Annotated in this window: 11 protein-coding genes and 1 tRNA gene; all 12 read right to left on the bottom strand. The window is 66.9% G+C overall.

The features are described 5' to 3' along the window. Positions 1-78: 78 nt before the first annotated feature. Positions 79-1,083, bottom strand: a complete 1,005-nt coding sequence (locus tag AC1DQP_RS10790; RefSeq protein ID WP_478051574.1) for an XVIPCD domain-containing protein — start codon at positions 1,081-1,083, stop codon at positions 79-81. A 16-nt stretch (positions 1,084-1,099) separates the two neighbouring features. Further along, complete coding sequence (locus AC1DQP_RS10785) at positions 1,100-1,393, bottom strand: DUF6393 family protein (RefSeq protein WP_457319507.1); 294 nt, start codon at positions 1,391-1,393, stop codon at positions 1,100-1,102. Between the two features lie 445 nt (positions 1,394-1,838). Next, a tRNA-Val gene (locus tag AC1DQP_RS10780) sits at positions 1,839-1,913 on the bottom strand. A 65-nt stretch (positions 1,914-1,978) separates the two neighbouring features. Next, positions 1,979-2,332 carry a PilZ domain-containing protein gene (locus tag AC1DQP_RS10775; RefSeq protein WP_256775677.1) on the bottom strand — a complete coding sequence of 118 codons (354 nt, stop codon included), beginning with the start codon at positions 2,330-2,332 and terminating at the stop codon, positions 1,979-1,981. Next, positions 2,329-3,288 (bottom strand): DNA polymerase III subunit delta', encoded by a 960-nt coding sequence (locus tag AC1DQP_RS10770; protein WP_478051573.1) that lies wholly within the window; start codon positions 3,286-3,288, stop codon positions 2,329-2,331. Before AC1DQP_RS10770 ends, AC1DQP_RS10775 begins: the two co-directional genes overlap by 4 nt. Before the next feature lies 1 nt (position 3,289). Beyond that, a complete protein-coding gene (gene tmk / locus AC1DQP_RS10765; protein ID WP_457319468.1) occupies positions 3,290-3,955 on the bottom strand; it encodes a dTMP kinase in 666 nt (221 codons plus the stop codon). After that, positions 3,952-5,010: an endolytic transglycosylase MltG gene (gene mltG, locus AC1DQP_RS10760; RefSeq protein WP_457319467.1), complete on the bottom strand. Its 1,059-nt coding sequence runs from the start codon at positions 5,008-5,010 to the stop codon at positions 3,952-3,954. The genes tmk and mltG overlap by 4 nt, the downstream gene beginning before the upstream one ends. A gap of 66 nt (positions 5,011-5,076) precedes the next feature. Next, positions 5,077-6,432: an aminodeoxychorismate synthase component I gene (locus AC1DQP_RS10755; RefSeq protein ID WP_478051572.1), complete on the bottom strand. Its 1,356-nt coding sequence runs from the start codon at positions 6,430-6,432 to the stop codon at positions 5,077-5,079. Between the two features lie 81 nt (positions 6,433-6,513). Further along, complete coding sequence (gene fabF, locus AC1DQP_RS10750; RefSeq protein ID WP_256775672.1) at positions 6,514-7,776, bottom strand: beta-ketoacyl-ACP synthase II; 1,263 nt, start codon at positions 7,774-7,776, stop codon at positions 6,514-6,516. Positions 7,777-7,912: 136 nt separating this feature from the next. After that, positions 7,913-8,152, bottom strand: a complete 240-nt coding sequence (gene acpP / locus AC1DQP_RS10745; RefSeq protein WP_017357544.1) for an acyl carrier protein — start codon at positions 8,150-8,152, stop codon at positions 7,913-7,915. A 153-nt stretch (positions 8,153-8,305) separates the two neighbouring features. Next, entirely contained in the window at positions 8,306-9,049 is a 744-nt protein-coding gene (gene fabG / locus AC1DQP_RS10740; RefSeq protein ID WP_256775671.1) for a 3-oxoacyl-ACP reductase FabG, read from the bottom strand. A 72-nt stretch (positions 9,050-9,121) separates the two neighbouring features. After that, the gene (fabD, locus tag AC1DQP_RS10735; RefSeq protein ID WP_457319465.1) at positions 9,122-10,066 is read right to left on the bottom strand and encodes an ACP S-malonyltransferase; all 945 of its coding nucleotides are present in this window, start codon (positions 10,064-10,066) and stop codon (positions 9,122-9,124) included. Positions 10,067-10,946 lie beyond the last annotated feature (880 nt).

The raw sequence follows: 10,946 nt of genomic DNA, 5'->3' as shown, positions 1-10,946 counted from the left end.
GCCATGCACAATACGTTCGGTTGAATTGCCATGTGAATCAGCGCAGGCCGCGGCTCGTGCCCGTTCAGCGGCCATCGTTCACCCCATTCGCATTGTTGCTCGACCGACCTCGTTCTGATTCTGGCTCTGTTCCTGCGCCTGCGCCTGCGCGCGCACCTGCTGCGCATCTGCTGTTTCCAATGCCTGCAGATTCTGCATCAAAGGCTGCTGCGTCGCTTCGCCCCGATCGACGTGAGCACGCATCACAAWCTGATCGTTGTCTGCGCTCTTCCAGACCGCAAACACATTGCCGTTGGTCGCGCTGGGCACGACTTCATGGATCTCCGGTATCGGAGGCACATGCGTACGGGCCCGCAGTGCGAGCGCAGCGGCGATACGTTCCTTGTCCTGCACATCTGCATACACACCCACCTCGGGTCCGAGCTGCTCCAGCCCAGCGAGCGCCTGCCGATAGAGCGGGTTGGCGCGCAATTGCACCTCGGGTCCGAGCTGCTCCAGCCCAGCGAGCGCCTGCCGATAGAGCGGGTTGGCGCGCAATTGCACCTCGCGTCCCGGATCGGCGGCAGCATCGTTGGCGCTGAACGTATTCCCCGAGGTGCCCAGCCCCGGCACCACGGGCTTTAGAGAATGATCCAGCGGGCGACCCGATGCGGGCGCCCAATGTCCGCCGACGCCATCTTGGGTGGGCTCGCGGAGATGCGCATCGCGCAGCACACTGTCGGCGAAGGTGTTGGAATTCTGCCGCTGCGGGTCGTAGGGGTATTTGTCGTCCTTGCCCTGGGCGTTGGCCACCATCTGCGCCCACGTCCCGGACAGGTCGGCACCGCTGGCAATCCGCTCGCGATATTGCGCCTGGCCAGTGGCATTGGGATTTTTCGGATGGTCTGGATTGGCGGCGTCGTAGACGAGGTTAGCCTCCACCTGTATCCGTCCATACGGCAATCCCACCTGGGCATCGCCGGTCCATCCGCTGATGGTGTGTTGCTCGCCATTACGGTCGGTGTAGAGGATGAACTTGTGGTGGTACTCCTTGCCCAGCACCGATCCGATATTGCGATATCCGATCTCGATCTTCTCGTCCATGGCCCGATCCTTATGACTACTGGTACTTGAGATGAATCGCCTTCACGGCGATCAATGCCCCTTGGGTGTCGAAGGAAAAGGTCATCACGATCGAACGTGCATCCGGATCGAGCATCGCCTGACCCTTGTTGTCCCGGACCACCAGCTTTTGCGGCGTCTCCTCGACGATCTTCGACGACGCCGACGCAAGGAATGCCTCCTTGACTACGGCCCGGCCCGTGCCGGCGGGAAAGTGCTCGGCGACAAGGTCGCTGACGTCAAGTTGCTCGAAGCGAACCGGCGTTGCCGAGGCATAGATGGATTCCAGCATGGGTCGAACTCCTGTCAGTGTGGTCTGTCCCTGAGCCGGGACGACTTTTCCGTCCCCTGCGGCGGCACAACCGGACAGCGGAAGTACTACAGCGGCGAGGGTAATGATTGCCGCCCATCGGCGAAACGACCTGCATCGCATCATGGTCTCCTGTCGTCCGTTGGCTTGTCGCATGCGCGTAGCCTCGGTCCAACCTCAATGGCCGAGGTGGAGAGAATATATCGCCCCAACGGTTCATGTTGCGTGGCGGCCCCATCCTTCACCACCGGACGTCGGGTCCATCCCGCGCGACTGTATCCAATGCGGAATCCATGCCAGCGCCATCCCTGACGAGCGCCTGCTGACTGCGGGCAAGGTGATGCCTGAGTACAAGGATGCGCCGCCCCCCCCAACCCGCAGGCAACAAAAAAGCCGACCCAAGGGCCGGCTTCTTCATGTTGCAGCGTGGTGGGCGGTACAAGGTTCGAACTTGTGACCCTTGCCGTGTGAAGGCAATGCTCTACCGCTGAGCTAACCGCCCGATGCTGCTGAGCCGCTCATTATAGGGCGGCAAATTTCGACGTCAACGGTTTTGCCGAATTTTCTTCACATCGTGTGGGTGGGCTTGTCCGAGGTGAGGATGCCGGCCAGCAGCGTCTCGATCCGGTGGCGCACGTTCTCCCCTTCCGCCCCTTCGGCCAGCTGCACGCCGATGCCGGCCGCCCGGTTGCCCTGGGCGCCGGCGGGGGTCACCCAGATCACCTTGCCGGCCACGGGCAGGCGCTCGCTGGAGTCGGGCAGGGTCAGCAGCAGAAACACCTCATCGCCCAGGAAGTAGCGCTTGGGGGTGGGCACGAAGACCCCGCCATTCTTCACGAACGGCATGTACGCGCTGTACAGCGCGGCCTTGTCCTTGACCGCCAGCGACAGGATGCCCTGGCGGGCGTTGGTGGCACTCATGCTCTATTCCCCTTTGCTTGCCGCTCGTTGACCTTGTTCCAGGCCAACAACAATTMCACCACCGCAAGGTCGGCGCGCACGGTGGTGCGCAGCAGATCGCGGGTACGGTTGGCGGCGTCGAACCACGCCGCCAGCTTGTGCAATCGATCCGGATCGGTCAAGCCGCCCGCGCTGGCCTGGGCCAGCGCCAGGTCGGCGGCGTGGCGCAGGCGCAAGGCCGCGTTGTCGTCCCCTGCCCAGCGCTGGGCCAGCTCGACCGCCCCGGTGCGGCCGGCCACCAGTGCCTCCAGATCGGTGGCCACCTGCTTGCGCAGCGCCAGGCCGTCATCGCGCAGCCATTCATCGGCCAGCCCCGGGTGGCCACGCGCCGCGTCCAACGCCTCGCGGGCAGTGGCCTCGGTGTGGCCCTGCGACTGCAGCCAGGCCAGCGCTTCCTCGCGGGGCGGCAGCTTGAATTCCAGGCGCTGGCAGCGGCTGCGCACGGTCGCCGGCAGGCGCGCCGGGTCGCTGCTGATCAGCCACAGGTAGCGGCCCGGTTGCGGCTCTTCCAGCGTCTTGAGCAGCGCGTTGCAGGCGGCGCGATTGATCGCGTCGGCCGGGTCGACGATCACCACCTGGGCGATGCCGTACTGCGGGGTCAGCGCCAGTTTCTGCGAGATCTCGCGGACCTGCTCGATCACGATCTCGGTGCGCAGCTTGTCGCCGGACTTGTTGGGAATGAACGAGATCAGCTGCAGGTCCGGGTGGGTACCGGCGGCGATCAGCTGCGCGCTGCGCTTGGCCGCCGCGGGCTCGCCACTGCACAGGATGTGCTGGGCCATGCGCAGTGCCACCGCGCGCTTGCCCAGCCCGGCCGGGCCGCAGATCAGCAGGCCATGGCCGAGTCGGTCGGCATCCAGCGCGGCCACCGTCTGGTCATACGCGCGTTTCTGCCAGGGGGAAAAGGTCTCGCTCATCTCAGCTCTCCGGTGCCTGCGCCAGCCACACATCCACGGCAGCCACCACCGCCGCGGCGACGCCGGCCTGGTCCTGGCTGGCGTCGATCAGGCGGAAACGGGCGGGATCCTCGCCAGCGCGCTGGCGGAACACCGCGCGTACCCGCTGGAAGAAGTCGTCCTGTTCGCTCTCGATACGGTCCGGCCACATGTCGCGGCCGTTGGCGCGGGCGCGCCCCACTGCCACGTCCACGTCCAGCAGCAGGGTCAGGCCGGGCAGCAGGCCGACCGCGCGACGCTCCAGGTCGGCGATCCAGGCCGGATCCAGGCCACGTCCACCGCCCTGGTAGGCGTAGCTGGAATCGGTGAAGCGGTCGCTGATCACGTAGGCCCCCCGGCGCAACGTCGGCTGGATCACCTGGCGTACGTGCTGGGCGCGCGCGGCGAACACCAGCAGCAGCTCGGCCTCGGCCGACAGCGGCTCGGCGGCGATCTCGATGTCCGGCTTGAGGACCAGCGCGCGGATGCGCTCGGCCAGCGGCGTGCCACCCGGCTCCCGGGTCAGCAGCACCTCATGCCCGCGCGCGCGCAGTGCATCGCGCAGCGCGTTGATCGCGGTGGTCTTGCCGGCCCCCTCGCCACCTTCCAGGCTGACAAAGCGCGGGTGGCGCAGCAGCGCGGCGGTCACTGCGGGGCCGCCTGGCTGCGCTGCTGGCGCAGCTGCTGCAGGTAGCGGGCAACGGCGGCGTTATGGTCGGCGTAGTTGGCCGAGAACACGTGCGCGCCACTGCCATCGCCCACTGCAACGAAGTAGAGCGCATTGCCGGCAGCCGGCTGGGCGGTGGCATGCAGTGCGTCGCGGCCGGGCATGGCGATCGGCGTCGGGGTGAGACCGGCGCGGGTGTAGGTGTTGTAGGGCGTGTCGGTGGTCAGGTCGCGCTTGCGGATGTTGCCGTCGTAGCTGCTACCGATGCCGTAGATCACGGTGGGATCGGTCTGCAGGCGCATGCCGATCTTCAACCGGCGCACGAACACGCCGGCAATCTGCGGACGCTCGCTGGGCAGCGCGGTTTCCTTCTCGATGATCGAGGCCAGGGTCAGCAGTTCGTAAGGCGAGTTCAGCGGCAGGTCGTCGCTGCGGCTGTCCCAGGCGGCGGTCAGTTCCTTTTCCATGGCGGCGTGCGCGCGCTTGAGCACGTCCACGTCGCTGTCGCCGCGCTGATACACATAGGTCTCGGGAAGGAAGCGGCCTTCCGGATGTTCGCCGGGGAAGCCCAGCGCCTTCATCAGCGCCGCATCGTCCAGGCCGTCGGTGGTGTGCACGAGCGGATCGGCGCGCTTGAGCGCGGCGCGCAGCTGACGAATGTTCCAGCCCTCGACAATGGTTACCCGGTGCTGCAGCACCCGGCCCTGGCGCATGCGCAGCAGCAGCGCGCGCGGGGTCAGGCTGGCATCCAGCGCGTACTCGCCCACCTTGAGCTTGCCGGCCGCATCCAGCTGGCGCGCCAGCAGCTGCCACTGGGTGTCGCTGCCCTCGTCCACGCCGACCGCGCGCAGCTTGCCCAGGACGGTGTTCAGGCCGTCGCCGGGGGCGATCACCATGCTGGGCTGGTCGGGCGTCAGCGGCGCATCGGCGAAGCCGCTCTGGCTGTGCCAGAACCACGCCCCCGCACCGGCCAGCAGCACTGCTGCCAACAGCAGCATCGCCAGCACGGCCAGACAACCCCGTTTCGCACCCGCCATGGTCACCTCGAATCGATTTCGCCGCCGCGCAGCATACCGCGCGGGTGCTGCACACCGCCAAACGGCTCAATCATGCCGGCCCAGCGCCCGCATCAGGCCGCGCGCCTTGGCGCGGGTTTCGTCCAGTTCCTTGTCCGGGTCCGAATCGACCACGATGCCGGCGCCGGTACGGAACGCGGCGCTGCCCGCGCTCACCTCGGCGGTGCGGATCAGGATGTTCAGGTCCAGGTCGCCGTCGCGGTTCAGCCAGCCGAACGCACCGGTATAGGCGCCACGCGCGGTCTGTTCCAGCTCGGCGATGATCTGCATGCAGCGCACCTTGGGGCAGCCGGTGATGGTGCCGCCGGGGAAGGTGGCGGCGATCACCTGGCCGGGGCTGACGCCCTCGCGCAGGCGGCCGCGCACGTTGCTGACGATGTGGTGCACATGCGCGTAGCTKTCCACGGTCATCAGCTCATCCACTTCCACGCTGCCCGGTGTGCAGATGCGGCCCAGGTCGTTGCGCTCCAGGTCGATCAGCATCACGTGCTCGGCGCGCTCCTTGGGATGGCCGACCAGCTCACGGATACGCGCGGCATCGTCGTCCCCGGCGAAGCGCGGGCGGGTCCCTGCGATGGGACGGGTCTGCACGTCATCGCCATGCACCGACACCAACCGCTCCGGCGAGGAACTGACCACCGCCCTGCCCTGCGCCATGAACAGCCCGGCGAACGGTGCCGGGTTGGCGACCCGCAACTGGGCGTACAGCGCCTGCGGCGACAGCGTGTCGCTGAACTGCGCCTGCCAGCGCCGCGACAGGTTGACCTGGAACACGTCGCCGGCACGCAGGTAATCGATCACCTTGCCGACGCCGTCGGTGAAGCGCGTCGGCGCGTCTTCATGCATGTCTGCCGGTGGCTGCCAGGCCGGCAATGACGGCAGCGCGGCGCTCGCCTGCAGGTCGGCCAGCAGCGTCTGCAGCAACGCGTCGTGGTCAGGCTCGCACACCGCGTGGTACTGGCCGAGCACGCGGTCGTGCAGCACCGCAGCCGGGCAACGCAGGGCCAGTGCCGAGGGCAGCCCGTCGGCGCGCGCCGGCAGCTGCAGCACGGTCTCGATCTGCCCGGCCAGCTCGTAATCCAGCATCAGCGCCCAGCCGCCGCGGAACGGCAACAGCGTCTCTTCGCGGGGCAGCCGCAGGGCGGCCCAGTGCGCATCCAGCACATCAAGGAAGCGGCCGGAGTGCGCTTGCCCTTCGGCATCGCGGACGACGCCGTCGGCATGCAGTGCCTGCGCCTCGCCGTTGCCCATCAGCAGCAGGTCCCAGCGCCCCTGCGCGGTACCCGAGGCAGTGGATTCCATCAGCAGCGGATAGCGCTGCGGTGCCACGCGCTGCAGCGCGAGCAGGTCGGTGGTGGCGGGCAACGGCTGGATCAGGAGCATGGCGGGAAACCGGAAGGAGCGAAGGCCAGATACACCAAGGCCGCCAAGATGGCGGCCCGGTGCGTGTGCGGCGGCAGTGGATCAGACCCGCTTGAACACCAGCGTGCCGTTGGTGCCGCCGAAGCCGAAGCCGTTGGACATGACCACGTCGACCTTGGCATCGCGTGCGGTGTTGGGCACGTAATCCAGGTCGCAGCCTTCGCCGGGCTGGTGCAGGTTGATGGTCGGCGGAATCACGTTGTCGCGCAGCGCCAGCACCGAGAAGATGGCTTCCACACCGCCGGCCGCGCCGAGCAGGTGGCCGGTCATCGACTTGGTGGAGCTGACCATCATTTTGTGGGCGTGGTCGCCGAACGCGGTCTTCATCGCCATGGTTTCGCCCAGGTCACCCAGCGGCGTGGACGTGCCATGCGCATTGAGGTAACCCACCTGGTCCGGGGTCACGCCGGCGTCCTTGAGGGCCATGGTCATGCAGCGCGCCGCGCCTTCGCCGTTCTCGCTCGGGGCGGTCATGTGGTACGCATCGGAGCTGGCGCCGAAACCGGCCAGCTCGGCATAGATGCGCGCGCCACGCGCCTTGGCGTGTTCGTATTCTTCCAGGATCAGGATGCCGGCACCGTCGCCCAGCACGAAGCCGTCGCGGTCCTTGTCCCACGGGCGCGAGGCTTCCGCCGGCGCGTCGTTGCGGGTGGACATGGCCTTCATGGCGCAGAAGCCGCCCAGTGCGGTCGGCGAGGAGCCGCGCTCGGCGCCGCCCACGACCATCACGTCCGCATCGCCGTACTGGATCATGCGCATGGCGGTGCCGATGGAATGGTTGGAGGTGGCGCAGGCCGACACCGCCGAGAACGACGGGCCCTTCAGGCCGGTGATGATGCTCAACTGCCCCGGGAGCATGTTGATGATGGTCTTGGGCACGTAGAAGGGCGAGATCTTCTTGCCCTCGTGGAAATCGATGGTTTGTTCTTCGATACCCAGCAGGCCGCCGATGCCGGCGCCAACGATGGCACCCACGCGCTCTGCGTTGCCGTCGGTGATTTCCAGGCCCGAATCGTTCAAGGCCATGAAGGCGGCACCGAGGCCGTAATGAATGAACGGGTCCATCTTCTTGGCATCCTTGCCACTGACCCGGAACGTGCCGAACTGTTCGTTGTCGGCGGTGATGTCGAAGTCCCTGACCTCACCTGCAATCTTGGTGGTGAAACGGTCCAGGTAGGATTGCGAAACGTTGGTCAGCGGACCGATGCCGGAACGGCCTTCGGTAATGCCCTTCCAACTGGTGGCCATATCATTGCCCAACGGCGAGACCATGCCCATGCCGGTAACGACGACGCGACGCTTCATTGCAGATTCTCCTGACCCGGATGTTGCGGGTATGACGCGGTGTAACGCTTAAATGCACAGGGCCGCAAGCGCGGCCCCATGGGATTGCCGCGCGCGGCTGGGGCAGGTGCCACCGCCGCGCGCAAGCCGCCTGACATCAAGCCTTGACGTGGGCGTTGATGTAGTCGATTGCAGCCTGGACGGTGCTGATCTTCTCGGCTTCTTCGTCCGGGATTTCGCACTCGAACTCTTCTTCCAGCGCCATCACCAGTTCAACGGTGTCCAGCGAGTCAGCGCCCAGGTCATCGACGAACGATGCGCTGTTGGTGACTTCTTCTTCCTTGACGCCAAGCTGTTCGACGACGATTTTCTTGACGCGTTCTTCGATGGTGCTCATTGGATATCGCTCCAGATGGAGTAGTGGTTCAAAAATGACGCCATCCGGTAATGGATGACCGTGGGATAGTGTAGTGGAAACCGGTGATGCCTTACATCGCTGCAAAACACCTTTCAGATCAACCACTTGCGGCGCGGTCCGTGCGCCACATGCTTACGGCATGTACATGCCGCCGTTCACATGGAGGGTTTCGCCGGTGATGTAGCTGGCCGAGGGACCGGCCAGGAACGCCACCGCATTGGCGATGTCGGAGGCTTCGCCCAGGCGTTCCAGGGCGATGGACTTGACCAGGCCGGTGCGCTGTTCTTCGGGCAACGCCTTGGTCATGTCGGTGTCGATGAAGCCGGGGGCGACCACATTGACGGTGATGCCACGCGAGCCGATTTCCTTGGCCAGCGACTTGGAGAACGCAATGATGCCGGCCTTGGCGGCGGCATAGTTGGCCTGGCCGGCATTGCCGGTCACGCCGATCACCGAAGCGATGTTGATGATGCGGCCACGGCGTGCCTTCATCATGCCGCGGATGACCGCCTTGGAGGTGCGGAACACGCTGGTCAGGTTGGTGTCCAGGATGGCCTGCCAGTCCTCTTCCTTCATGCGCAGCAGCAGGTTGTCGCGGGTGATGCCGGCATTGTTGACCAGGATGGTGATGGCGCCGAACTCCTTGGCGATGCCGTCCAGCACCGCGTCCAGCGCAGCAGCGTCGGTCACGTTCAGCGCGCGGCCATGGCCGCCGGCAGCGGCCAGGCGCTCGCCGATCGCAGCAGCGCCGGCGTCGGTGGTGGCAGTGCCGATGACGGTCGCGCCCTGCGCGGCCAGTGCGTCGGCAATGGCGGCGCCGATGCCACGGCTGGCGCCGGTCACCAGTGCGATTTCACCCTGAAGGGGCTTGCTCATCTGTAGTTCCTCGAACGGGACCGATCCACGCGCCCGGCCCGAAGGCAGGGCGACGCGAACGCGGTCGAAGGATCAGGCAGCCCAGGTTTCGCGGGCAGCCTCGAAATCGGCGGGCGTGGACAGTGTGCGCGCGTCCAGCGATTTGTCGATGCGCTTGATCAATCCGCTCAGCACCTTGCCCGGGCCGCACTCGGCAACGCGGGTGACGCCACGGGCGGCCAGCGCCTGTACGCAGCCGGTCCACTGGACCGGCAGGTACAGCTGCTGGACCAGCGCCTGGCGGATGGCGTCGATGCCGTCATGCACGCGGGCATCGACGTTCTGCACCACCGGCAGCGCCGGGGCGCGCCAGTCCAGCCCGGCCATGGTTTCGGCCAGGCGGTTGGCGGCTTCGCGCATCAACGGGGTGTGCGAGGGCACGCTGACGGCCAGCTTGACCGCCTTGCGCACGCCCTTCTCGGCCAGCAACGCCAGCGCGCGGTCCACCGCAGCGGCGTCGCCACCGATGACGATCTGACCGGGGGAGTTGAAGTTGGCCGGGACCACCACCTGGCTGCCGGCGGCCTGCACGCAGACCTCCTGGACCAGGGCGTCCTCGGCGCCGAGCACGGCGGCCATCGCGCCGACACCGGCCGGGGCAGCGTCCTGCATCAGCTGCCCGCGCAGGCGCACCAGATGGGCGCCGTCGTGCAGGGTGAGGGCGCCAGCGGCGACCAGGGCGGTGTACTCGCCCAGGCTGTGACCGGCAAGGACGGCGGGCTTGGCACCCCCCACCGCATTCCAGACGCGCCACACGCCAATGCTGGCGGCCAGCAGGGCCGGCTGGGTGTATTCGGTGCGGTTGAGCATTTCCTCGGGACCGCCCTGCGACAGCGCCCACAGGTCGACACCGGCGCCGTCGGAGGCCTCGGTGAAGGCATCGCGGACCTGCGGGTGCAGCTCGGCCAGTTCGGCRAGCATGCCCAGCGACTGCGACCCCTGGCCGGGGAATACGAATGCGAGATTGGAATCGGTCACGCGGTCATCCGCCTGCAAAAATCGAACGGCGAATGATAAGGCCGAACACCGCCCTGCGTCTGTACTGGCGCGTATGTGGCGAGGGGTTATTGGCCGCGCTGAAGCGGGCGCGAAGGTCAAAAACGCGCCCGCACCATCGGGGAGAGGGCTGGGGCGGACCGGGGTGCGGGACACGCCGAGAATCCATCCCTGGGGGCTCGCATGCGCCATCCATGGCGCATGACGGTCCCGCACCGCGGCCCCCACCCCAGCCCTGCCCTGTCCTGCCGAGGATGGTCGGCACGCCTGGAAAGACCAACGCCGGGCAGCGGCCTTCGTTTGGGTTGGAGGTGCCGAGCATGGCTCGGCACTACCCTCTTCTTAAATGACGGGCAGGCCTGCCTTGCTGAGACCCGGCAACGCTGAGGCGAAGTGACATTGATCGCCCACCAGCACCGACCCTTGCAGCCATGCCCGGTGTGCAGGCGAGATCCAGAGTGGAGCAGCGGCCTTCGTTTGGGGCTGGAGGTGCCGAGCATGGCTCGGCACTACCCTCTGCCCAGAATGACGGGCAGGCATGCCTTGCTGAGACTCGGCGGGGCTGAGGCGAAGCGCCGTTGATCACCCACCCACGCCGGCCCTTGCAGTCCTGGCCGGTGCGCAGGCGAGATCCAGAGTGGAGCAGCGTCCTTCGTTTCGGGTTGKAGGTGCCGAGSATGGCTCGGCACTACCCTCTCCCCAAATGACGGGCAGGCCTGCCGTGCTGAGATTCGGCGAAGCCGAGGCGAAGTGCCGTTGATCRCCCACCCACGCCGGCCCTTGCAGTCATGGCCGGTGCGCAGGCGAGATCCAGAGTGAAGCAGCGTCCTTCGTTTCGGGTTGGAGGTGCCGAGCATGGCTC

The organism is Stenotrophomonas sp. P5_A8, assembly GCF_056400545.1.
Note: the sequence above shows the minus strand (reverse complement) of the source record. Positions and strands in the feature narration are given on the sequence as shown.